Below are 21,977 nucleotides of genomic sequence, written 5' to 3' on the forward strand. Positions count from 1 at the left end.
GGGCTGGGAAGGAGCCGCCCAACACATCAGTCGTCCGCAGCGGATTGCCTGGAAGTCGATGTGCGCAACCCGGGAGGGCTCGGCGAAGGGCGAGCGATGGTGCAAGCGCGCTATCTGGGGCAACACGCTGCCTGCGGTCAAACGCGAATGGAAGTCGGTCGATAGTCTCACCTCGGGTGCGTTCGTGGCGATGTGGCGGGACCGCGTCGACACGCTGTATGCCCGCTATCCTGTGCTAACTGCGGCGGCCGAACGCTCGAGATAGAACAGCTGGCGACTGCCCACACGCACACCTCTGGGTCCACATTCGTTTCGTCGAGAAGCTATGCTCCGGCGGCCGGATCGACCCAACACCTCGACCAGTGCCGCTCCGCGGTCCGGACTCCTAGATTATTCACAGGCAATCACGTCGGCTGATGGCTCCAAGCGGACGTCGCTCATGCGTTCGTCGATGTCCGCTGTGGTGGGCCATGCGGACCAGTTATCGTGCCCGCGCGTACCGGACCTGCGATGACACGCTCCGACACCGCCTGTCCCTACCGCTAGGGACAGACGTCTGCGCCGCGATGCTCTAGTCTGGCCTGAACGACACGAGAATCCAGGGAGACCGCCTTGAGCACCGCGCCGCGCATCGACATCGACCCTGCTTCGTTCTGGGCCGATCCCTATCCGATGCTCGGAAAAATGCGCAAGGAAGCGCCGATCGCCTTCGTGCCGCAGCTCGGCTCGACGCTGCTTGCGAGCCGCGACGACATCTCGATCTCCGAGAAGCAGATCGACGTGTTCTCCTCGCACCAGCCTGCCGGCCTGATGAACCGGCTGATGGGCCACAACATGATGCGCAAGGACGGCGAGGCGCATCAGATCGAGCGGCGCGCGATGTTTCCGACGGTGTCGCCGAGGACGGTGAAGGCGCATTGGACCGCGCTGTTCCAGGCCCATGCCGACCGCATCATCGATGCGATCGAGCCGGGCCGGATCGATTTCATGCGCGACTTCGCGCTGCCGTTTTCCGGCGAATGCCTGAAGTCGATCACCGGCCTCACCAACATCGGCTTCCAGGACATGGACGCGTGGTCGCAAGGCATGATCGAGGGCATCGCCAACTATGGCGGCGATCCCGCGGTCGAGGCGCGCTGTCATGCGGCGACGTCGGGCATTGATGCTGCGATCGACGACATTCTGCCCGTGATGCGCAAGCATCCCGATCAAAGTATCCTCGGCGTACTCCTCGCTGCGGGCATGCCGATGGAGAGCGTGCGCGCAAATGTAAAACTCGCGATATCAGGCGGCCAGAACGAGCCGCGCAAGGCGATCGCCGGCACGGTGTGGGCGCTGCTCTCCCATCCCGAGCAACTCGATCTCGTGCGCAAGGGTGAGGTGTCCTGGCTCGAAGCCTTCGAGGAATACGCCCGCTGGATCTCGCCGATCGGCATGTCGCCGCGGCGCATCGCAAAGCCGTGGACGATCCGCGACGTCTCGTTCGAGCTAGATGAGCGCGTGTTCCTGATGTTCGGCTCCGCCAATCGCGACGAGAAGCATTTTGAGCGCGCCGACCAGTTCGACGTGCGGCGTGACACGTCCAAGAGCGTCGCCTTCGGCGCCGGCCCGCATTTCTGCGCCGGCGCCTGGGCCTCGCGTGCGATGATCGCGGACGTCGCGCTGCCGACGGTGTTCGCCCGTGCCAAACAGCTCGAGATCGTCGATGACGAGCCGGTGCGGATCGGCGGTTGGGCGTTCCGGGGCCTTCAGAACCTGCCGGTGAGATGGTTGCATTAGGCCGGCTGGTGCCCGCACGCCCCTAGGGGATTGTGGCACGCATCCCGTCATACGTTCGGTGTCATCGCCCGGCTTGACCGGGCGATCCAGTACTCCGAGACAGTTGTGGTTGAATCGAGGGGCCGCGGCGTACTGGATTCCCCGCCTTCGCGGGGAATGACAGCGGAGGTGGTGGAAGCTTCTCGTCACGCCAGCCCCAGTCCGCCATGATGCCATCTTGCTCCTGTTTTGCCCGACGTGTCAAGCGAACTTCGGATAATACGTAAGTCATTGATCGGACTATCGTCGGCTACTGTGCATGGGGTTGTTTTCGACAATTTATGTTTGGGCGCTGCGAGCGTCGGCCGGATTCCCGCGGCTCTCACATTCGCGTGCGGAAAAGAATCCCTCTGCATGAGCGCGCCCGCTTGAAAGATTAATCATGCGCTGCGCCACACGCGCAGTGCTCGCATCGCTATTTTTGTTGGCGTCTCGACACCTCCGCTGACCCGCACCATCATTCCTGCAACGCAAAGGAATGACGGCCGCATGCGGCCGGGAGTGTGGAATGCAGCGTCGTGACTTTCTCAAACTCTCCGTTGGAACCGCAGCCGCCGCTGCATTTGCCTCCCGCGCGAACGCGCAGGGCGCGGTGAAGGAAATTCGTATCGGCTACCAGAAGACAGGCGTGCTGTTTATCACGCGCCAGCAGGCTTCCTTGGAAAAGCATTTCAATCCGCAAGGCATCGACGTGAAATGGGTCGAGTTCTCTTCGGGCCCGCCGATGATGGAGGCGATGAACGTCGGTAGTGTCGATTTTGGTTCGGTCGGCGATTCCCCGCCAGTGTTCGCCCAGGCCGCGGGTGCCGCGATCGTCTATGCCGCGGGCCAGCCCATCACCAATGGCCAGGGCATCCTAGTGCCGAAGGACTCACCGATCCGCTCGATCGCCGACCTGAAGGGCAAGCGTATTGGTTTCACCAAGGGGTCCAGCGCCCACAATGTCGTGGTGCAGACGCTGGAGAAGGCCGGGCTCACCTATGCCGACATCACGCCGGTCTATCTGACGCCGCCCGATGCCGGTCCCGCCTTCGCCAATGGCAGCATCGAGGCCTGGGCGATCTGGGATCCTTATTTCGCGATCGGCGAGACCAAGCAGAGCGGCCGCATCCTGATCAATGCGCGCGAAGTCACCAAGACCAATTCCTTCTACATCGCCAACCGCGAGTTCGCGAAGACCCACGGCGCCATCCTGCAGCAGATCGTCGACGTCACGACCGCGACCGGCAAATGGGCCGAACAGCACCGCGGGGAGGTCGCCAAATGGCTCGCCGCCGTCACCGGCGTCCCGCTGGACATCCAGACGGTTGCGGCCGATCGCGCGAACTTCGTGGTTGGCCCCGTCACCGACGACATCGTCACGACCCAGCAGGGCGTCGCCGACCGCTTCTACAAGCTCGGCCTGATCCCGAAGCCGATCGTCGTTCGCGACATCGTCTGGCGCAACCCGGCAGCCTGATCGTGCCGACCACTCTTCCCACGCACAAGGGTTTGAACATGAGGCGTATCATTCAGCGTCTGATCGCGGCCATCGTGCTGTCGATCGGCATCGTCGCCGCCGCGGTCGGCACGTCCTACGGGCAAGACAAGGTCGTTCGCATCGGCTACCAGAAATACGGCAAGCTGGTGCTGCTCAAGAGCAAGGGCACGCTGGAGCCGAAGTTAGCTGCCGACGGCTACAAGGTGGTGTGGACCGAATTCCCGTCCGGGCCGCCGCTGCTCGAAGCGCTCAATGTCGGCGCGATCGATTTCGGCAACACCGGTGAAGCCCCGCCGATCTTCGCGCAGGCCGCCGGCGCGCCGATCCAGTACGTCGCCTACGAGCCGCCGGCGCCGAAGGGCGAGGCGATCCTGGTGCCGAAGGACAGTCCGCTGAAATCGGTCGCCGATCTCAAGGGCAAGAAGGTCGCGCTCAACAAGGGCTCCAACGTCCATTATCTCCTGGTCAAGGCGCTGGAGAAGGTGGGTGTCAAATATTCCGAGATCGAGCCGGTGTTCCTCGCACCCGCCGATGCGCGCGCCGCCTTCGAGCGCGGCGCGGTCGATGCCTGGGTGATCTGGGATCCGTTCCAGGCCGCGGCGGAAGCCGCCACCGGCGCGCGCACGCTCACTGATGGCACCGGCATCGTTGCGAACTACCAGTTCTACTTTTCCTCGAAGAAATTCCTCGAAGCCAACCCGAAGATCGTCGACGCCGTGCTGGCTGAGCTGAGCTCGGTCGACGATTGGGCCAAGGGCGACATCCATGCCGTTGCCGAGCAGCTGGCGCCGGCGATCGGCCTGTCTGTCCCCGTGGTCGAGGTAGCGCTGAAGCGGCAGGCCTACGGCATCAGGCCGATCACCGATGCCGTCATCGCCGATCAGCAGCAGGTTGCCGACGCGTTCTTCGCGCTCAACCTGATCCCCAAATCCATCAAGATTTCCGACGTGGCCGGGAAACCAGGATCGTGAGCAAGCACATGAGTAAGCAGTCCAACGCCAACATCCTCTGGTTCCTGCCGACCCACGGCGACGGCCGCTATCTCGGCACCGGCATCGGCGGCCGTGAGGTCAACTTCAACTATCTCCGCCAGATCGCGCAGGCCGCCGACCAGCTCGGTTATTACGGCGTGCTGTTGCCGACCGGGCGATCTTGCGAGGATTCCTGGATCGTCGCCTCCTCGGTTGCGCCGTTCACCGAGCGGCTGCGCTATCTCGTGGCTGTCCGCCCCGGCCTGCAATCGCCGAGCGTGGCGGCGCGCATGACGGCGACGCTCGACCGCGTCACCAATGGCCGGCTTCTCGTCAATGTCGTCACCGGCGGTGATCCCGTCGAGAACAAGGGCGACGGCATTTTCCTCGGCCATGACGAGCGCTACGAGGTCACCCGCGAGTTCCTCAGCGTCTATAGCGACCTGCTCGCCGGCAGGACCGTCAATGTCGAGGGCAAGCACATCCATGTCGAGGGTGGCAAGCTGCTGTTTCCGCCGGTGCAGTCGCCACGGCCGCCGCTCTATTTCGGCGGTTCGTCCGATGCCGGCATCGACGTCGCCGTCGACGCCGTCGACAAATATCTCACCTGGGGTGAGCCGCCGGCTCAGGTTGTCGAGAAGATCGCGAAGGTGAGGGAGGTCGCAGCTGCGCGCGGCCGCAAGCTCTCCTTCGGCATTCGTCTTCATGTGATCGTCCGTGAGACCAATGAAGAGGCCTGGCGCGCCGCGAACGAGCTGATCAGGCATGTCAGCGACGACACTATCGCGCTGGCGCAGAAGAACTTTGCCCGCATGGACTCCGTCGGTCAGCAGCGCATGGCGCAGCTCCACGGCGGCAAGCGCGACAAGCTTGAGATCGCCCCGAACCTGTGGGCCGGTGTCGGTCTCGTGCGCGGTGGCGCCGGCACGGCGCTGGTCGGCGACGCCCAGACGGTGGCGGCCCGCATCAGGGAGTATCAGGACATCGGCATCGATACCTTCATCATGTCGGGCTACCCGCATCTGGAGGAAGCCTATCGCTTTGCCGAGCTGGTATTCCCGCTGCTCTCGCTGGAGCAGCCGAGCAACGTGACCAAGCTGCACTTCAACGGCGGTCCCTTCGGCGAGACGGTCGGCAGCGATTACCGTCCGCAGCAGCGAGTGTCCGAGTCATGAGCCTGATCGACAGCGTTTCACTTCCGCGCAGCTTCCGCCTGCCGCGGGTTGACGGCCTGATCCAGTGGATCGTGCCGCTCGCCATCATCGCGATCTGGCAGGTCGCGAGCGTCACCGGCTTCGTGCCGGTTCGCGTGCTGCCGGCGCCGAGTGATGTCGTGCTCGCCGGCTGGAAGCTGCTGCTCTCCGGCGAGCTCATCCGCAACATCTGGGTGTCGTTCTGGCGCGCCTCGATCGGCTTCCTGATCGGCGGCGCCATCGGTTTCGCCTTCGGTCTCGCCAATGGCCTGTCGCAGCTCTCGGCCAAGCTCACCGACACCACGCTGCAGATGGTGCGCAACGTGCCGCATCTGGCGCTGATCCCGCTGGTTATTCTGTGGTTCGGCATCGACGAGAGCGCAAAACTGTTCCTGGTGGCGCTCGGCGTGTTCTTCCCGATCTACCTCAACACGCTGCACGGCATCCGTACCGTGGATCCCCAGCTGATCGAGATGGGCCGCATCTACGGCATGACCGACAGCGAACTGTTCCGCCGGGTGATCTTCCCCGGGGCGTTGCCCTCGATCTTCGTCGGCATCCGCTTTGCGCTCGGCATCATGTGGCTCACACTGATCGTAGCCGAGACCATCGCGGCGTCTTCAGGCCTCGGCTACATGGCGATGCAGGCGCGCGAGTTCATGCTGATCGACGTCGTCGTGCTGTCGATCCTGATTTACGCTCTGCTCGGCAAGCTCGCCGACAGCGCCTCCCGTGTGCTGGAGCGCCTGACGCTCTCCTGGCACCCCGCCTTCCAGAAACGCTGAGCAGAAATACTGGGGATCACATGCAGACAGCTCTTCGTACGGCCCTTCCCGAAACCGAGCTCGCCAGCCGCCCCAATTTCGTACCGCAGGCACGCGTCGTGCGCGAGGAGCGCCCGGCGCAGACCACAGGCCTGCCGCTCAGCATTCGCGGTTTGCGCAAGTCCTTCGGCGACAACGAGGTGCTGCGCGGCATCGACCTGCACATCCCCGCCGGCCAGTTCGTCGCGATCGTCGGCAAGAGCGGTTGCGGCAAGAGCACGTTGCTGCGTCTGATCGCCGGTCTGGAAAAGATCGACGCTGGCAGCATCAGCTTCGGCCAGGATGTCCAGCCCGAGGATATCCGCGTGATGTTCCAGGAGCCACGGCTGCTGCCCTGGGCGCGGGTGCTTTCCAATGTCGAGGTCGGCCTCGGCCGCGATCGGTCCTCCGGCGACGCGCATGCCCGCGCGGAGAAGGCGCTGACCGAGGTCGGGCTGACCGACAAGCGTGACCAGTGGCCGTCGGTGCTGTCGGGCGGCCAGAAGCAGCGCGTCGCGCTCGCCCGCGCGCTGGTCTCCCGTCCCCGCGTGCTCGCCTTCGACGAGCCGCTCGGTGCGCTGGACGCGCTGACCCGCATCTCGATGCAGCGGCTGCTGGAGCGGGTCTGGCGCGACCAGGGCTTCACCGCGATCCTGGTGACCCACGACGTCGCCGAGGCGGTCGCGCTGGCCGACCGGGTGCTGGTGATCGACGAGGGCCGGATTGCCCACGACGTTACGGTTAACGCCGCCCGGCCGCGCGAACGCGGCTCCGCCGAGCTCGCCAGCCTCGAAGGCTCGATCCTGAGCCATCTTTTGTCGGCGGACGATCGTACCTAAATACAGGGGAACCCCGCTTCGGGGACCATGCCATGAATGTAGTGCCCCGCGATCTCATGATTGAAACTGCCGTCTCGTCCGCCGATTTCCGCGGCGCCATGCGCCACCTCACGGGCGGCGTCAGTGTCATCACCGCCGGGCGGGGCAAGGACATCACCGGCATGACGGTCACCTCGGTGACCTCGCTGTCGGTCGAACCGCCGACGCTGCTGGTCAGCATCAACCGCGATGCCTCGTCCTTCCCGCTGATCCGCCGCTACGGCGCCTTCGGCGTCAACATCCTTGCGGCCGACCAGCTGGACGTCGCCGAGCGTTTTGCCGGCAAGGGAGGGCTGAAGGGCGCCGATCGCTTTGCAGGCAGCCAGTGGGTCACGGCGGTCTCGGGCGTTCCGCTGCTGGTCGGTGCATTGTCCGCGGTCGATTGCGAGGTCGAGGAGATCGTCGAGCGGCATTCGCACGGCATCGTCATCGGCCGCGTCAGGACCGTCAGGAATTCGACCCGCAATGCGGCGCTGGCCTATTGGCACGGCCAGTACGTGGCGGTCGACCAGGACGAAGACGCGGCGAGGCTCGCCGAGGTCAGCGTTCCCGCCCGCGGCCTGCGCGGCGTTTGATCGCTGCGTGAGGGCGGCCCGCCGGCTGGCCTTTTCCCCGTCATCGCTCTAGAAGCGCTTTGGGCCGTCCCATCCGGGACGGCCATGGAGCGGAACGATGAAGCGCGTCGCCACCTGGGCCTTCTACGCCATCGGCGCGATCGCGATCGGCTACCTCGCGCTCTACGCCTATGCGATGTTCTCAGGTCAGCCGATCGTGCCGGGCGACCCCATCCACATCTTCCGCAAGCCGGACGCGCCGAGTTATTCGTAGGACTTGGTAGGTCTCGTAGGGTGGGCAAAGCGAAGCGTGCCCACCACTTCTATCGAACGAGACGAATGGTGGGCACGGCGCAAATGCGTCTTTGCCCACCCTACGGCACCTTCGCTCACCCCCGCAAAATCGCCAGCGCCAGCGCCTGGGCGCGCGGCACGATGCTGTCGAGCTCGAGATATTCCTCCGGCGTGTGCGCGAGCCCGCCGACCGGCCCGAGGCCGCAGATGGTCGGTGTGCCGACCGCAGCGGTGAAGCCGGAATCGGCGCAGCCGCCTGAGAACTCGCCCTGGAGCGTGGTGAGGCCGACCTGCTTTGCGGCGGCTTGATAGCCTTCGAACAGCGCCTTCGACTCCGCGCTCTGCACCACGGGCACGAACTCGCCCTTCACCGTGAGCGTCGCGCTGGTGCCGGGCACGTAAGGTGTCGCGATGATCTTCTCGATCGCCGCCATGATCCTAGCGCGATCCGCCGGATCGACGTAACGCAGGTCGATCTGGCCCTCGGCTGAGGGCGCCGTGGTGTTCACGGACTGCCCGCCCGAGACGAGACCGACATTCAGTGTGATGCCCTTGTCGAGATCGGTCAGCGCGTGGATCTGGACGATCTTGTGCGCAAGCTCGCCGATCGCACTGATGCCCGCGGCGAAATTGGCACCGGAATGCGCGGCTTTGCCGGTAATGGCAAAGTGCATGAAGATGCCGCCCTTGCGGCCGGTGACGATGTTGCCGGTCGGCCGTCCCGGCTCGGAATTGAACACGGCGCGTGAGGCGCGTCCCTCGCGCTCGATCACCGGGCGCGAGGAGGGCGAGCCGATCTCCTCGTCCGAGGTGATCAGTACCTTGATCGGATGCGGGCTGCCGCCGAACTTGTGGAAGGCGGTCGCCACGAAGATGTTCATCACGACGCCGGACTTCATGTCGGCAACGCCGGGTCCATAGGCGCGCTTGCCCTCAATCGTGAACGGACGCCGTCCGGCCTCGCCCTTGCCGAACACGGTGTCGCGATGGCCCATCAACAGCACCGGCTTCTCGTTGCTGCCGGGTTTGGTGATCTCGGCATGGATCGCATCGCCGAAGGTGGCGTTGCTCTCGCGCCGGAACGGAATGCCGTGCTCGGCAAAATGCCGCTCGAACCGCGCACCGACCGCATCGACGCCGTCCTTGTCGTAGGATCCGGAATCGATGTTTACGACATCGCGCAGCAGATCGATCATCGCCTGCCGCTGCGACGCCAGCCAGTCCGTGATTTGAGCTTCCGACATGTGTATCCTCGCGTGGTTCTAGGGCTGTGCTTATAGGGCCTCGCGTAGGCGCGACCTAGTCGCCGGATGCGGTGCGGCCATGTGAAAGGTCCCGTAGCCCGGATGGAGCGAAGCGAAATCCGGGAACCCCGATCGCGGAGCTAACCCCGGATTGCGCTTCGCTCCATCCGGGCTACGGGACCCTCCCGCTGGACGCACAAAACAAAATGCCCGGGACCAGCCCGGGCATCTGCATTCTTTCAGTTGGGGGAGAGACCTACGCCCCCACCATCGGCATCCGCGGATATTCGCCCGGCGTTCCCGCCGGTGTGATCGGAATGCCGCCGTCGGAATATTCGTTGAGCTTATTGCGCAGCGTGCGGATCGAGATGCCGAGGATGTTGGCGGCATGGGTCCGGTTGCCGAGGCAGTGCTTCAGCGTCTCCAGGATCAGGTCGCGTTCGACGTCGGCGACGGTGCGTCCCACCAGCGCCCGCGTCACCTGCTCGGCGGCCATGGTCGCATGCGCCACGGCCGGCGCGGTCTTGGCGAGGTCGAGGCGGTCGCCGTCCGGGGTGAGGATCGCGTCGGGGCCGATCTCGTCGCCCTGCGCCATCAGCACCGAGCGGTGCATGGTGTTCTCGAGTTCGCGGACGTTGCCCTGCCAGCGGTTGGTGGAGAGCACGCGGCGCGCGTCCGCGGAGATCGGGCGCACCGGTACGCCGTTGGCTTCGGCATATTTCTTCACGAAATGCTGGGCGAGCTCGAGGATGTCGAGGGGACGCTCGCGCAGCGGCGGGATCTTCAGATTGACGACGTTGAGGCGGAACAGCAGGTCCTCGCGGAACGTGCCTTCGCGCACGGCTTCCGCTAGGTTGCGGTTCGAGGTCGCGATGATGCGGATGTCCACCGGCACCGGCTTGGTGCCGCCGACGCGGTCGATCACGCGCTCCTGGATGGCGCGCAGCAGCTTCGATTGCAGGCGGACGTCCATCTCCGAGATTTCGTCGAGCAGCAGCGTGCCGCCGGTCGCTTCCTCGAACTTGCCGATGCGGCGCGCGATCGCGCCGGTGAAGGCGCCCTTCTCGTGGCCGAACAGTTCGGATTCCAGCAGATGCTCGGGGATCGCGGCGCAGTTGATCGAGATGAAGGGACGCTTGGCGCGGGCCGAGCGGGTGTGGACGTAACGGGCCAGCACTTCCTTGCCGGTGCCGGATTCGCCGGTGACCATCACCGAGGCGTCGGAGCCCGCGATCTGCTGGGCGAGCTTGATCACCTTGGCCATCGCCTCGTCGCGATAGACCAGCTCGCGGGAATCGTTGGCGACGGCGGCCAGCACCGCGGCGATCAGCTCCGGATCCGGCGGCAGCGGGATGTATTCCTTGGCGCCGGCGTGGATCGCGGCGACCGCGGCGCGGGCGTCGTTGGTGATCCCGCAGGCGACGATCGGCGCATGGATATGCTCGGCCTCGAGCCGCATCACGAGGTCGCGGATGTCGAGGGCGACGTCGACCAGCAGGAGGTCGGCGCCCTTGCCGCCGCGCAGCACGCGCATCGCCTGCTCGTGATCCTCGGCGTGGGTCACGGTGGCGCCGTTCTCCATCGCGATCTTGGTGGCGGTGGTGAGCTGGCCCTTCAATGTGCCAACGATGAGAAGCCGCATGTCAGTCTCCTGTCCGTCTGGTCGCGCTGCCGCGCGTCATTCCTTGCGCTACTAGCTGCGTTCGGTCTTGATGATTTCGGTCATGGTCACGCCGAGCTTGTCCTCGACCAGGACGACTTCGCCGCGGGCGACCAGCTTGTTGTTGACGTAGATGTCGATGGCCTCGCCGACGCGGCGGTCGAGCTCGAGCACGGTGCCGGGCCCGAGCTTCAACAGCTCGCTGACGTCCATCTTGGAGCGGCCGAGCACGGCCGAGACCTGCACCGGCACGTCGAACACGGCTTCGAGGTCGGCGGCGGCGCGCGCAGCATATTCGTCCTCGTTGTAGCCGACGTCCGTACCGGTCGGCGGCATCGGGCCGTTGAGATCGGGCAGCGGGACCTGTCCGTCGGTGTCGCTCATGGCTTAGCTCCCCCTGCGGGACGCGATATAGCGTCCGACCATTTCGTCGATCTTGGCCACGATGGCGCCGCGCTCCAGCACGACGCCGCCGTCGGCCCATTCGATCCGGCAGTCGCCGGTGGCGATATCGGGCTCGGCCAGGATCACCAGCCGACCCTCGAAGCCGCTCTGCTTGGCGAGCCGCTCCATCTTCTCGCACGCGCTGTCGTAGAGCGCGTCGTTGATGCGCACGACGAGATGCGGCGTCGCGACCAGGTGCGAGAAGCAGTCCTTGACCAGCGCCATGATCTCGCCGAGCGGTTCGGCAGCGACCAGATCGGCGCACAACTTCCGCGCCACCGCTACGGCCACGTCGACCGCCTCGGTCTCCATCTTGGTCTCGATGTTGCCGATGCCGGCCGCGACGCCGCGGATACCGATGTTGATCTCTTCCATGGCGAGCGCGACGCGGCGGTCGCTCTCGGCCTTGGCTTCGCGCTGGCCGGCGGCAAAGCCGTCCTGATAGGCGCGCGCCTCGGCTTCCGCGATCTTCTGGGCGATCTCGGCGGCGGTCGCAGCCTTCTCGCGCGGCGACCGCTCCGGCGCTGCGAAGTCGGTGTCGAACAGGAATTTTGCCGGGGCGCCCATCAGTACACCAGCTCGTCGTCGGCGCGGTTCTTGGTCAGCATGATCTCACCCTTGGCGGCGAGGTCTTTCGCGAGGTTGACCAGCAGCGCCTGAGCCTCGTCGACGTCGCGCAGGCGGACCGGGCCCATCGCCGCCATGTCGTCCTGGAGCATCTTGGCCGCGCGCGAGGACATGTTGCCGAAGAAGAAGTTGCGGACGTCCTCGTTGGCGCTCTTGAGCGCGACGCCGAGCTTGTCCTTGTCGACATTGCGCATCAGGGTCTGGGCCGAGCCGGAATCCAGCTTCACGAGGTCGTCGAAGGTGAACATCAGCGCCTTGATGCGCTCTGCCGATTCGCGGTTGTCCTCTTCGAGCGAGGTGATGAAGCGGGTTTCGGTCTGGCGGTCGAAATTGTTGAAGATTTCCGCCATCACCTCGTGGGCGTCGCGGCGGCGGGTCTGTGACAGATTGGACATGAATTCGGTGCGCAGCGTCTTCTCCACGCTCTCGATCACCTCCTTCTGCACCGCTTCCATCTTCAGCATGCGGTTGACGACGTCGAGCGCGAGTTCTTCGGGGAAGATGCCGAGCACGCGCGCGGCGTGTTCCGGCTTCAGCTTCGACAGCACGACCGCGATGGTCTGCGGATATTCGTTCTTGAGGTAGTTGGCGAGGACCTCTTCCTGCACGTTGGAAAGCTTTTCCCACATGTTGCGGCCGGCGGGGCCGCGAATCTCGTCCATGATGCCGTTGACGCGCTCCGGCGGCAGGTACTGCTGCAGCAGCCGCTCGGTGGCGTCGAAATTGCCCATCAGCGCGCCGGAAGCCGACATGCGCGAGACGAATTCGAGCAGCATGTCCTCGACCGTGTCGACCTCGACGGTGCCGAGCGTCGACATTTCCAGCGAAAGCTGGCGCACCTCGTCGTCGTCGAGCATCGACCAGATCTTGCCGCCATATTGCTCGCCCAACGCCAGCATTAGGATCGCGGCGCGCTTGGGTCCCGTCACCGCTTCGGTCTTGCCGCCCGCGCGGCTGCCTTGGCGGGCACCGAGCGTCGAGATCACGCTGGTGATGTCGTTGGAGTTGGCGTTTTGCAGGTTGCCGGCCATGTCAGTTCACTTCTCGATCATTTCGCGGGTTCGGTCAGCCATTGGCGGATGATGGCGACGGTTTCGTTGGGGTTGCGCTCGGCGAGCTCGCCGACGCGATGAACGGACTGGGCATGGACCTGGCCCTGAATGGTGGCGACATCGATCGCGCTCGCGGCGCCGCCCGGCAGCAGCGCCTGCCCGGCAGGCGCGGCCTCCTCCGAAGCGGCGGGGCCGGCGAGGGCGCCGGAGATCGCGGCGGCGACCTCCTCAGAGGCGAGGATGCGCTTGACCAGCGGGCGGATCACCAGGAACAGCACGACCAGGCCGAGCAGCATCATCACGCCGAGCTCGACGAAGTACATGACGTCGTCCTTGGTGAACTGCAGCATGCCAAGGAAACCGGAGGGCTCGGCGATCGGGGCGGTGGAGGGGGCGTCGGCAAAGCGCAGGTTGACGACCTCGACCTGGTCGCCGCGCTTCTGGTCGAAGCCGATCGCCGAGCGCACCAGGGTGGCGATACGGTCGAGCTGTTCCTTGGTGCGGTCCGTGTAGGCGAGCTCGCCCTTGTCGTTCTTGGAATAGATGCCGTCGACCAGCACCGCGACCGAGATGCGGTTGACCCGGCCGGCCTCGGTCACTTCGGTCTTGGTGGTGCGGGAGATCTCGTAATTGTTGGTCTCTTCGGTCTTCTTGCTCTGGTCCTTCGCCGTCGGACCGCTGTTCTGCTGGTTGCCGGGCAGCTCGTTGTTGACCGTGACCTGGCCGTTGTTGTCGGCGGTGAGGCTGCTCTCTTCCCGGGTCTGGCTCGAGCGCAGCACGCGGCCCTCGGGATCGAACTTGTCCGAGGTCTGGGTGATCTTGTTGAAGTCGAAATCGGCGGAGAGCTGGACGCGAGCGCGGCCGGAGCCGACCACGGAGGAGACGATGTCTTCGACCTGCTTGCGCATCCGCTTCTCGAAGGCGGTGCGGCGCTCGTCGCCGACCGCCTGCTCCGGATCGGTCGCGGCGCCGTCGGCGAGCAACGAGCCGGCCTCGTCGACGATCGAGACCCGCTGTGGCTTCAGCCCGTTGACGGCGGAGGCGACGAGGTGGCGGATGGCGCGGATCTGCTGGGCCTCGAGCGAGCCGCGGACCCGCACCACGATCGAGGCCGACGGCTCCGGCGCCTCGCGCGAGAACAGCGGGCGTTCGGGCAGCACGAGGTGGACGCGGGCGGCCTGGATGCGGTCGATGGCGCGGATGGTACGGGCGAGCTCGCCTTCGAGCGCGCGGAGATGATTGATGTTCTGGACGAAAGAGGTGGTGCCGAGCGCATCCGACTTGTCGAACACTTCGTAGCCGACGCCGCCGCCCTTGGGCAGGCCGCCCTCGGCGAGCTTCATCCGCAGGCGGGTGACCTTGTCCTTGGGCACCATGAGGATGCTGCCTTCATTGCGCAGCTCGAACTGGATGCCCTGTCGCTCCAAATCCTTGATAATGCCGGAAGAATCCTCGACCGAGAGGTCGGTGAACAGCGTCGTCATCTGCGGCGTGGTCACGCGCATGATGACGAACGCGAAGAAGCCGATGAGCGCGGCTGTGACCGCGATCATCGCCCCGAACCGGGCGGCGCCGATACCCTTCAAAAAGTCCGCAAGACCTTGCAAGCAACCGCCCCGACCGCTTCGGCTGCTTTCACTGGAAAGGCCGACTGGGCAATTATTGCCTAGGTGATGGTTTCGATATGGTTAACGAAGGTTAAGAGCTGGGACAAAAGTCGCGCCAAAAGGAAACATGAAAAAAATCGGCCTCGCGGGGCGAGGCCGATTTTCGTCAAAAGCTGCAGATTTCCGGATCGCTTACTGGCGATATTGCTGGATGCGGGTGGTGCGAAGACCCGCCAGACCGTGCTGGTCGATGGAAAACTGCCAGGAGAGGAATTCGTCGACCGTCAGGGTATAACGGCTGCAGGCCTCCTCGAGGGAGAGAAGTCCGCCACGCACAGCGGCGACGACTTCGGCCTTGCGGCGGATGACCCAGCGTTTGGTGCCGGGTGCGGGCAGATCTGCGATCGTCAGCGGACTGCCGTCCGGCCCGATGACGTATTTTACCCTCGGGCGATGGGGTTCTGTCATGGCGTACTCACAAACTCTCAACCACTGAACTCACGCCGTAACCCTACGCGTGCGGGCTTAAAAATCCGCTAAGCCTAAGGCTTCAATACAATTCTCGTTGAAAATGACTGGAACACAGCCGGCCCGGAGGGCTGGACACCATGATCCGAGCCGTCCGAGCGGGGTCTTCGTAAATACTTTACTAACGAATGGAGCCGGCGAAGCCCCAACTGTCGTCCCGTGGCGCGCGTAGCGCGAGCCCGGGACCCCGTAACCCCAGGGGGTAGTTTGACGACGACCCGGGGTTACGGCCTCACGCGAAAACGACGTCCTGTGGTGATGGATCCCCTGAGTTCGCGTGGATCACATCTCGTGTGTGGCGAGGCGCGCGCCTTTAGTTGCTGCTGGTGGCGATGATGCTCTTCACCTGGCTCAGGGTGTAGCTGGCGCCGTCGATGGTGAGCAGCGGCGGCGACTGGGTCAGGTCGACGGACGACACCACGCCCTGCACCTGCGCGGCGATGCCGACATTGTTGTTCGCCACGTCCTTACCCGTCGCCGTGATCGTGTACTTGCCGTCGGGCCATTGCGTGCCGTCATTGCCCATTCCGCTCCAGGTGAAGGGAATGTCGGTGCCGGCGGCGGCGGTATATTTGCCGGTGAACACGGTCTGGCCGGTGGAATTGGCAACCGTGATGTCGACGGTGGAGTCGGTCGGCACGTTGAGATGCCAGGTCGCCGACGAGTTCGTCATGGTCGCGGTCGAGCCGTCGACCAGCGCGGTCTTGCCGACGAAGCCCAGTGCCTGAGTCGCCTGCGTGGTCTGTTGCAGGGTGACGAGCTGGGACAGTGAATCGTTGGTTTTGAGCTGCTGCTCGACGCCGGCGAACTGCACCAGCTGCTGGGTGAACTGGTTGGTGTCGAGCGGATCGAGCGGGTTCTGGTTCTGCAGCTGCGTCGTCAGCAGCGTCAGGAAGGTCTGGAAGTTGCCGGCCAGCGTCGATCCCGTGCTCGAGCTCAGCGAGTTCGACGAGGAGGACGACGACGACGATGTCGGCGTCGTGCCGGAGACGACGGACGGGGCGGTGGCGGCATTCGTGGTGGTCATGTTCGAATACTCCTCACACTCTGATGTCGACGCCGCTGCTCGATCCGAGCATGCGGCCGTAGCCGCGCCCGACGGGCGCCGCAGCAACGGTGTCGTCTTCGCTGATGATCAGCCGGCGGGCATTGCCGCCATTGTCGTTGTTCTGGCCGGAATTCTGGCCCGATGAGTTCTGGTCGCGCAGGCTGAAGGACAGCCCGTTGCTACCGGTCTTGAGGCCGGCATCGTCGAGCGCGCGCTGCAATTGCGGGGCGTCCTGTCGCAGCATCTGCAGCGTCTCCGGCTTCTCGACGGTGAGATGCGAGGTGACCTGGCCGTTGCGGTCGACATTGATGCGGACGTCGATGCGGCCGAGGTCGATCGGATCGAGGCTGATGTCGAACCGCGTCTTGCCGGCGCGCGCGGCCGCGGCGATCTCGACCAGCACGCCGCTGATCGGCACGGCATTCGTGTTGGCCGCGGTCGCGGTCAGCGTTGCGGTCGAAGCTGTCGCGGCCGAGGTCGTATTGGTCACCGGCGCCTGGATGGCGGAAGCGGCCTGCGCGCTGGTGTCGGTCGTGGGCACGGCGGCCTGCGTGCCCGCATGCGCGTGCGTGTTCGCGGCCGTGGGCGTCGCGTCAGTGGCGGCGGCTTTCGCATCGGCCTTCGCATCTGTCGCAGCGGAATCGGCCTGCGGCTTGGCCGCTTGCGCATGCGCAGTCGTTGCCGCGGTTTGCGTGGCGTTCGCCTGGCCCGCGTCCTGGCCGATATTGGAGACGTCGCTCTCGCGTTGCGCGGTCGCGACGGCCTTGAACGAAGGCTTCGGCGTGCCCTGGTCGACGGCGGCGACGAGGCCGCCATTGGTCCTGGTATCGGTCTTGGCATCGGTCGCGGTGCCGTCGGTCGTGCCGGTGGCGGCATCGCCCAGCGTCGTCGTCGTGTCGGCATCGACCTTGGCACCCGCGGTCTTGCCGCCCTTGTCGCTCGCCGTGGCGGTGTCGGTCTTGCCGCTTGCGATCTGCGCCGCGGTCGAGGCGCTGGCGGCGATGCCGGCGGCCGCAATCGTCAGCGGCGAAGCGGCGGCATCGCCGGCCTGGCTCGCGGCCGCGTTCGGATCGACCGGCACCACGGGCGGGGCCACCACGATCGCGTTCGGATCCGGCATAGCGACCTGCGTCGCGTCGGGCTGCACGGCGGCATCGACGGTGGTGGCAGCGGTGCTGTCGGTCTGGTCGCCCTTGGCGTCGTCGGATTTATCCGCCGGTTTGGCGTCGGAGGTCTCGGACTTGTCCTTGGTCTTGGTCGGCTCGGCCGGATCGGCCGTCGCGTCGTTCGTGGTGGGGGCCGATGTGTCGGTGTCGTCGTTCGCCTTGCTCGGCGAGGGCTGGTCGGTCGCGGCGGTATCACGCGGGCCCTTGTCCGGGGCGGATGACGACTCGGTCCGGCGGGGCGCGGTGTCCTGCGACGGCGCGTTATTGCTGATCGCCTGGGTGTTGCTGTCGACCAGCGAGCCGAAGGAGTCGTTGGTGGACGTGTCTTTGGAGCTCTGCGACCGGGCAGGCTTTTGCTGCGCGCTCTGGACTTGCACGCTGGCTGCTACGTCTGACGCCCGACCGACCACGGAAAACCTCTTGGCAACATCTTCGGCATAAGGGGGTAGCAAGGAGCGGGCCAGCTTCCTGAAGAGATTTTTTATCAAGTAAAATCAAAAGCTTGTGTGATTTTCGCCCTCACCGCGAGGGGCGCCAAAGCCCCGCCATTTCTGCCTCCCCGGCAAGAATTGCCCTAAGCGGCCGCCCGCGTGATTGCTTCACCGGAATGGCGCCTATATTAAAGAGCTGCTCTCAGCCGCTTTCGACCGGGCAGTCGTGCCCCCCGGGGGAACCAAAGTTCCCGGGGAGCGTCGATGTCCCGCCGGAAGGCGAAATGTCCAAGTCATCGCGGATCGCGAACGCCGCCGTCACAACGCTTTAAGGCCCATGCTGAACAGTCTGGATCTCGAAGGCCGTCCTGAGGACACCCGGGTCGTCGTTGCCATGTCGGGCGGCGTCGATTCCTCGACGACGGCTGCGCTGCTCAAGGCCGAGGGCTATGACGTCGTCGGCATCACGCTGCAGCTCTATGATCATGGCGCGGCGACCCACCGCAAGGGCGCCTGCTGCGCCGGCCAGGACATTCACGACGCCCGCGACGTCGCCGCCAAGCTCGGCATCCCCCATTACGTGCTCGACTACGAGGATCGCTTTCGCGAGTCCGTCATCGACAATTTCGCCGACTCCTACGCGCTCGGCGAGACGCCGGTGCCGTGCATCGAGTGCAACCGCTCCGTCAAGTTTCGCGACCTCCTGAAGACCGCGCGCGAGCTCGGCGCGCAGGCGCTCGCCACCGGCCATTACGTCGCCTCGCGCCGCCGCGACGACGGCTCGCGCGCGCTGGTCTGCGCCGCCGACAGCGACCGCGACCAGAGCTACTTCCTGTTCGCGACCACGCAGGAGCAGCTCGACTTCCTGCGCTTCCCGCTCGGCGACATGACCAAGCCCGAGACGCGCGAGCTCGCGCGCCGCTTTGGCCTCGCCGTTGCCGACAAGCACGACAGCCAGGACATCTGCTTCGTGCCGACCGGCCGCTACACCGACATCATCACCCGCCTGCGTCCGAACGCGATGGACCCCGGCGACATCGTCGATCTCGACGGACGCGTGCTCGGCCGGCACAACGGCATCGCCAATTTCACCGTCGGCCAGCGCCGCGGCCTCGGCATCGCCGCTCACGCACCGCTGTTCGTGGTGCGGCTGGATGCCCCGGGCCGCCGCGTCGTCGTCGGCCCGCGCGATGCGCTGAAGATGCACCGCATCGTGCTGCGCGACGTCAACTGGATCGGCGCCGGCGACATCGACCGCGCCATCGGCGCCGGCCTCGAGATGTTCGTGCGCGTGCGCTCGACCCGCAGCCCGCAGCCCGCCTGGCTGCGCGGCGGCAACGGCCATTACGAAGTCGAGCTCGTCGCCGGCGAGGAGGGCGTCTCGCCCGGCCAGGCCTGCGTGTTCTACGACGCGCCATCGGGGCAGGCGCGCGTGCTCGGCGGCGGCTTCATCCAGAGCGCCGCCGCGAAGGTCGCAACGAGCACTGCGAGGCCGCTGGTGGAAGCGGTACGCGGTTAGAAAATTTCCGGGGCAGGGGGCATGGCAGCAGACATCTCGCGGGCCGGGGTCGAGAAGGCCTATGGCCGCTGGGCGCCGGTCTACGATCTCGTGTTCGGCAAGGTCTTCGACGCCGGACGCCAGTCGACCATCGCGGAGGCGGACCGCATCGGCGGCCGCATCCTCGATGTCGGTGTCGGCACCGGGCTTTCGCTCTCTGATTATTCGCGCACGACAAAAATCTGCGGCGTCGACATCTCCGAGCCGATGCTGCGTAAGGCGCAGGCGCGCGTGCGCGCGCTGCGGCTCAGCAATGTCGAGGTGCTCTCGGTGATGGACGCGAAGAACCTCGCCTTCCCCGAAAACTTTTTTGACGCGGTGGTGGCGCAATATGTCATCACCGCCGTGCCCGATCCCGAAGGCACGCTCGACGAGTTCGTGCGCGTGCTCAAGCCCGGCGGCGAGCTGATCCTAGTCAACCACATCGGCGCGGAGAGCGGCCCGCGCAAGCTGTTCGAGCTCGCCTTCGCACCCATCGCCCGCCGCCTCGGCTGGCGCCCGGAATTCCCGTGGGACCGCCTCGTCAACTGGGCCGCCAAGCACCGCGGCGTCACGCTCGCCGAGCGCCGTCCGATGCCGCCGATGGGGCACTTTTCGCTGATCCGCTACGTCAAATCGTGAGCGTGATTTGCGGGGATCGTGCCGTTGGCCGGCACTGTCGCCGCGCAAGGCGTCTTGAAGCATCGGCCGCAGGGAAACCGCCAGCCATGTTCCCGCGCTTCAATTCGCCGTGCGTCGGCCGGAACCTCCGCATGGCCGGAGACGTTTCCCTCCCATGCGCACCACATCAAACATCATCCTGGCCAGCCTCCTGATCGCCGCCTCAGGCAGCGCGATCGCGCAGGCCCCGCCGCGACCTGCAACGCCGCCGCAAGCAACCGCGCCGCCATCGGCCCAGCATGCCGCCAATTGCATGCCGCAGGACCGCCCGAACCGCGCCACCGCGCCCGACGGCACCACCACCGGCCAATCCCGGGAACCGCTCGGCGACAAACTGGCCAAATCCGACGGCGTGCTCTGCCCGCCCTCCGGCGTCGACCCCGACATGCACGCCCCGGCCCCCTCTACGGACGGCGCCATGCCGGTCATCCCACCCCCCGGCAGCCCCGGCGGCGACCCGACGGTCAGGCCGAAATAGGCTGATTCTTCCTTCGCCTCTCCCCGCCTGCGGGGAGAGGCCGGAGCGCATCGAAGATGCGATCCGGGTGAGGGGCGACTCCCCACGAGTCCGGTGCCGAAAAATTGCAGATTCTGGTGCCAAATTCGGCACAAACGGCCTTGTCTCGCCAAAGCTTTAGCGAAGGCGGATTGACAGCCCGCCGCCCCCTTCCTTATATGCCGCGCGTTCGCGAGATCGGCCGTTCCGCCGTTCGCGACCCTGTGGCGGGGTAGCTCAGCTGGTTAGAGCACGGGAATCATAATCCTGGGGTCGGGGGTTCGAGTCCCTCTCCCGCTACCATCTTTCCCCACCCCCATTGACTTGGTTTGGGAAAGCTTTTTCCCCCAAACCCAACGCGCGATAAAGTGCTTCAACCGGACGGTTCGATGACCTTCACCATCGGGATCATCTCGGATACGCACGGCCTGCTCAGGCCGGAGGCGCTGCGCGTGCTGGCCCATGTCGACCACATCATTCACGGCGGCGACATCGGTGATCCCGAGATCATCACCGCGCTGCGGAGAATTGCCCCCGTCACGGCGATCAGAGGAAACGTGGATACGGGCGAGTGGGCCACCGAATTTGCAGAAACCGAGTTCGTGCGGCTCGCCGGACGGCTGTTCTACGTTCTGCACGACCTCATCACCCTGCAGGTCGATCCCGTAGCTGAGGGCATCGATGTTATTGTTTCGGGCCACTCCCACGTGCCGAAGATCAATACCGTAGACGGCTTGCTCTACCTGAATCCCGGCAGTGCTGGGCGCCGACGCTTCAAGCTACCGATCACGCTTGCGCGCCTCGAAATCGCTCCCGACGGTCTGAAACCAATCATCCACGATCTGGATGTTGGATAGGCCGCGTCCATAGGCAGCGCCAGATGGGGAGATCGAGCTGAGGCTCGACATCGTCGTTCACCAGCGTTTGCAGCGACGACAGCGACACGCCCAGAAGGCGAACCGACTTCGGGAAGGGCATCTCGGCCTGCAGCAGGCTATCGCCAAACTCTCCAAGTTGTCCCGGCTCGATACGGAATTCGGGACCGACCGGCTCCGCGTGATGCGGGACGTTGGATGTCATCAAGGTTGCGTCGATATGAGGTGCTGTTGGTGTCCCAAGTCGGCAGGCAGACTTCGAACGCGGTAACGCATGATGCGGAGATAGGGATCGTCTTTCTCAAAAGAAAGGGCCGCCTCGTGGCGGCCCCGTCCCTCGAACTGTGATTGAGGTGGTCGAGCAACTCGGCTCGGAAATCCTGCTCGATATGAAGGTCGGCGAGAGATCATGGTGGCGAGCGTCGAGCCGACCGCGAGGGTGAGGGTGGGCGACAAGCTGCGCGTTGCCATGCAGCCCTCTAGCCCGTCTTATTCGTAAGAGTGCGCCTGAGGGGTAAAGCGCTGATGCGGCGTAGGATTCGGTTGCGAAGCCAACCCCATCACCTCCAACCGCGAACGCCACGCCCGCC

21 protein-coding genes, 1 tRNA gene and 2 pseudogenes are annotated in these 21,977 nt (G+C 65.4%); 14 read left to right on the top strand and 10 right to left on the bottom strand.

Features of this window, described 5'->3' with window-relative positions:
* The 9 genes and pseudogenes from QJT78_RS39065 to QJT78_RS39105 form a co-directional block, all read left to right on the top strand.
* Window positions 1-265: pseudogene (locus QJT78_RS39065) on the top strand (transglycosylase); the annotation flags it as partial.
* 347 nt (window positions 266-612) lie between these two features.
* Window positions 613-1,779, top strand: a complete 1,167-nt coding sequence (locus QJT78_RS39070; protein ID WP_038953354.1) for a cytochrome P450 — start codon at window positions 613-615, stop codon at window positions 1,777-1,779.
* A 547-nt stretch (window positions 1,780-2,326) separates the two neighbouring features.
* Window positions 2,327-3,277 (top strand): sulfonate ABC transporter substrate-binding protein, encoded by a 951-nt coding sequence (locus QJT78_RS39075; protein ID WP_038943798.1) that lies wholly within the window; start codon window positions 2,327-2,329, stop codon window positions 3,275-3,277.
* Between the two features lie 38 nt (window positions 3,278-3,315).
* Window positions 3,316-4,269: a sulfonate ABC transporter substrate-binding protein gene (locus QJT78_RS39080; RefSeq protein ID WP_038943799.1), complete on the top strand. Its 954-nt coding sequence runs from the start codon at window positions 3,316-3,318 to the stop codon at window positions 4,267-4,269.
* Between the two features lie 8 nt (window positions 4,270-4,277).
* Window positions 4,278-5,444 (top strand): FMNH2-dependent alkanesulfonate monooxygenase, encoded by a 1,167-nt coding sequence (ssuD, locus tag QJT78_RS39085; protein WP_028153240.1) that lies wholly within the window; start codon window positions 4,278-4,280, stop codon window positions 5,442-5,444.
* Window positions 5,441-6,247: an aliphatic sulfonate ABC transporter permease SsuC gene (ssuC, locus tag QJT78_RS39090; protein ID WP_028153241.1), complete on the top strand. Its 807-nt coding sequence runs from the start codon at window positions 5,441-5,443 to the stop codon at window positions 6,245-6,247. Before ssuD ends, ssuC begins: the two co-directional genes overlap by 4 nt.
* 20 nt (window positions 6,248-6,267) lie before the next feature.
* Window positions 6,268-7,104: an ATP-binding cassette domain-containing protein gene (locus QJT78_RS39095; RefSeq protein WP_038943800.1), complete on the top strand. Its 837-nt coding sequence runs from the start codon at window positions 6,268-6,270 to the stop codon at window positions 7,102-7,104.
* A gap of 32 nt (window positions 7,105-7,136) precedes the next feature.
* On the top strand, window positions 7,137-7,718 hold the full coding sequence (locus tag QJT78_RS39100) for a flavin reductase family protein (protein ID WP_028153243.1): 582 nt from the start codon (window positions 7,137-7,139) through the stop codon (window positions 7,716-7,718).
* Between the two features lie 97 nt (window positions 7,719-7,815).
* On the top strand, window positions 7,816-7,971 hold the full coding sequence (locus QJT78_RS39105; RefSeq protein WP_028153244.1) for a hypothetical protein: 156 nt from the start codon (window positions 7,816-7,818) through the stop codon (window positions 7,969-7,971).
* A 115-nt stretch (window positions 7,972-8,086) separates the two neighbouring features.
* Here QJT78_RS39105 and QJT78_RS39110 read toward each other — a convergent pair whose 3' ends face one another.
* The 9 genes from QJT78_RS39110 to QJT78_RS39150 form a co-directional block, all read right to left on the bottom strand.
* On the bottom strand, window positions 8,087-9,235 hold the full coding sequence (locus QJT78_RS39110) for a M20 family metallopeptidase (RefSeq protein ID WP_028153245.1): 1,149 nt from the start codon (window positions 9,233-9,235) through the stop codon (window positions 8,087-8,089).
* A gap of 256 nt (window positions 9,236-9,491) precedes the next feature.
* Complete coding sequence (locus tag QJT78_RS39115; protein WP_028153246.1) at window positions 9,492-10,877, bottom strand: sigma-54 dependent transcriptional regulator; 1,386 nt, start codon at window positions 10,875-10,877, stop codon at window positions 9,492-9,494.
* A 51-nt stretch (window positions 10,878-10,928) separates the two neighbouring features.
* Window positions 10,929-11,279, bottom strand: a complete 351-nt coding sequence (gene fliN / locus QJT78_RS39120; RefSeq protein WP_018318401.1) for a flagellar motor switch protein FliN — start codon at window positions 11,277-11,279, stop codon at window positions 10,929-10,931.
* A gap of 3 nt (window positions 11,280-11,282) precedes the next feature.
* Window positions 11,283-11,906 carry a FliH/SctL family protein gene (locus QJT78_RS39125; protein WP_028153247.1) on the bottom strand — a complete coding sequence of 208 codons (624 nt, stop codon included), beginning with the start codon at window positions 11,904-11,906 and terminating at the stop codon, window positions 11,283-11,285.
* Complete coding sequence (gene fliG / locus QJT78_RS39130) at window positions 11,906-12,997, bottom strand: flagellar motor switch protein FliG (protein ID WP_028153248.1); 1,092 nt, start codon at window positions 12,995-12,997, stop codon at window positions 11,906-11,908. The genes QJT78_RS39125 and fliG overlap by 1 nt, the downstream gene beginning before the upstream one ends.
* A 17-nt stretch (window positions 12,998-13,014) precedes the next feature.
* Window positions 13,015-14,625, bottom strand: coding sequence for a flagellar basal-body MS-ring/collar protein FliF (fliF, locus tag QJT78_RS39135; RefSeq protein ID WP_038943801.1), 1,611 nt, complete (start codon window positions 14,623-14,625; stop codon window positions 13,015-13,017).
* Between the two features lie 192 nt (window positions 14,626-14,817).
* The gene (locus QJT78_RS39140; protein ID WP_002714638.1) at window positions 14,818-15,093 is read right to left on the bottom strand and encodes a DUF1153 domain-containing protein; all 276 of its coding nucleotides are present in this window, start codon (window positions 15,091-15,093) and stop codon (window positions 14,818-14,820) included.
* Between the two features lie 373 nt (window positions 15,094-15,466).
* Window positions 15,467-16,180, bottom strand: a complete 714-nt coding sequence (locus tag QJT78_RS39145; RefSeq protein WP_028153250.1) for a flagellar hook capping FlgD N-terminal domain-containing protein — start codon at window positions 16,178-16,180, stop codon at window positions 15,467-15,469.
* A gap of 13 nt (window positions 16,181-16,193) precedes the next feature.
* Window positions 16,194-17,777: a flagellar hook-length control protein FliK gene (locus QJT78_RS39150; RefSeq protein ID WP_028153251.1), complete on the bottom strand. Its 1,584-nt coding sequence runs from the start codon at window positions 17,775-17,777 to the stop codon at window positions 16,194-16,196.
* A gap of 358 nt (window positions 17,778-18,135) precedes the next feature.
* Here QJT78_RS39150 and mnmA point away from each other — a divergent pair, with 358 nt between their 5' ends.
* The 5 genes from mnmA to QJT78_RS39175 all read left to right on the top strand — a co-directional run bounded on the left by mnmA (window position 18,136) and on the right by QJT78_RS39175 (window position 21,369).
* Window positions 18,136-19,317: a tRNA 2-thiouridine(34) synthase MnmA gene (gene mnmA, locus QJT78_RS39155; RefSeq protein WP_028153252.1), complete on the top strand. Its 1,182-nt coding sequence runs from the start codon at window positions 18,136-18,138 to the stop codon at window positions 19,315-19,317.
* Between the two features lie 21 nt (window positions 19,318-19,338).
* On the top strand, window positions 19,339-19,977 hold the full coding sequence (locus tag QJT78_RS39160) for a class I SAM-dependent methyltransferase (protein ID WP_028153253.1): 639 nt from the start codon (window positions 19,339-19,341) through the stop codon (window positions 19,975-19,977).
* A gap of 154 nt (window positions 19,978-20,131) precedes the next feature.
* Window positions 20,132-20,494, top strand: a complete 363-nt coding sequence (locus QJT78_RS39165) for a hypothetical protein (RefSeq protein ID WP_028153254.1) — start codon at window positions 20,132-20,134, stop codon at window positions 20,492-20,494.
* Window positions 20,495-20,738: 244 nt separating this feature from the next.
* A tRNA-Met gene (locus tag QJT78_RS39170) sits at window positions 20,739-20,815 on the top strand.
* Between the two features lie 86 nt (window positions 20,816-20,901).
* A complete protein-coding gene (locus tag QJT78_RS39175) occupies window positions 20,902-21,369 on the top strand; it encodes a metallophosphoesterase family protein (RefSeq protein ID WP_028153255.1) in 468 nt (155 codons plus the stop codon).
* Here the strand turns inward: QJT78_RS39175 and QJT78_RS39180 are convergent.
* A pseudogene (locus tag QJT78_RS39180) lies at window positions 21,344-21,573 on the bottom strand (hypothetical protein); the annotation flags it as partial. The gene QJT78_RS39175 and the pseudogene QJT78_RS39180 sit on opposite strands and share 26 nt — an antisense overlap.
* Window positions 21,574-21,977: the final 404 nt, after the last annotated feature.

The sequence above is a fragment of the Bradyrhizobium sp. Mp27 genome (assembly GCF_029953005.1).
Lineage (GTDB): Bacteria > Pseudomonadota > Alphaproteobacteria > Rhizobiales > Xanthobacteraceae > Bradyrhizobium > Bradyrhizobium barranii.

Coding starts and splice junctions, on each gene's coding strand:
- fliG (WP_028153248.1), bottom strand. CDS start 12,997: ATGGCCGGCAACCTGCAAAACGCCAACTCCAACGACATCACCAGCGTG.
- QJT78_RS39145 (WP_028153250.1), bottom strand. CDS start 16,180: ATGACCACCACGAATGCCGCCACCGCCCCGTCCGTCGTCTCCGGCACG.
- QJT78_RS39140 (WP_002714638.1), bottom strand. CDS start 15,093: ATGACAGAACCCCATCGCCCGAGGGTAAAATACGTCATCGGGCCGGAC.
- QJT78_RS39095 (WP_038943800.1), top strand. CDS start 6,268: ATGCAGACAGCTCTTCGTACGGCCCTTCCCGAAACCGAGCTCGCCAGC.
- fliN (WP_018318401.1), bottom strand. CDS start 11,279: ATGAGCGACACCGACGGACAGGTCCCGCTGCCCGATCTCAACGGCCCG.
- QJT78_RS39105 (WP_028153244.1), top strand. CDS start 7,816: ATGAAGCGCGTCGCCACCTGGGCCTTCTACGCCATCGGCGCGATCGCG.
- mnmA (WP_028153252.1), top strand. CDS start 18,136: ATGCTGAACAGTCTGGATCTCGAAGGCCGTCCTGAGGACACCCGGGTC.
- QJT78_RS39100 (WP_028153243.1), top strand. CDS start 7,137: ATGAATGTAGTGCCCCGCGATCTCATGATTGAAACTGCCGTCTCGTCC.
- QJT78_RS39080 (WP_038943799.1), top strand. CDS start 3,316: ATGAGGCGTATCATTCAGCGTCTGATCGCGGCCATCGTGCTGTCGATC.
- QJT78_RS39175 (WP_028153255.1), top strand. CDS start 20,902: ATGACCTTCACCATCGGGATCATCTCGGATACGCACGGCCTGCTCAGG.
- QJT78_RS39160 (WP_028153253.1), top strand. CDS start 19,339: ATGGCAGCAGACATCTCGCGGGCCGGGGTCGAGAAGGCCTATGGCCGC.
- QJT78_RS39115 (WP_028153246.1), bottom strand. CDS start 10,877: ATGCGGCTTCTCATCGTTGGCACATTGAAGGGCCAGCTCACCACCGCC.
- ssuC (WP_028153241.1), top strand. CDS start 5,441: ATGAGCCTGATCGACAGCGTTTCACTTCCGCGCAGCTTCCGCCTGCCG.
- QJT78_RS39110 (WP_028153245.1), bottom strand. CDS start 9,235: ATGTCGGAAGCTCAAATCACGGACTGGCTGGCGTCGCAGCGGCAGGCG.
- ssuD (WP_028153240.1), top strand. CDS start 4,278: ATGAGTAAGCAGTCCAACGCCAACATCCTCTGGTTCCTGCCGACCCAC.
- QJT78_RS39125 (WP_028153247.1), bottom strand. CDS start 11,906: ATGGGCGCCCCGGCAAAATTCCTGTTCGACACCGACTTCGCAGCGCCG.
- QJT78_RS39075 (WP_038943798.1), top strand. CDS start 2,327: ATGCAGCGTCGTGACTTTCTCAAACTCTCCGTTGGAACCGCAGCCGCC.
- QJT78_RS39165 (WP_028153254.1), top strand. CDS start 20,132: ATGCGCACCACATCAAACATCATCCTGGCCAGCCTCCTGATCGCCGCC.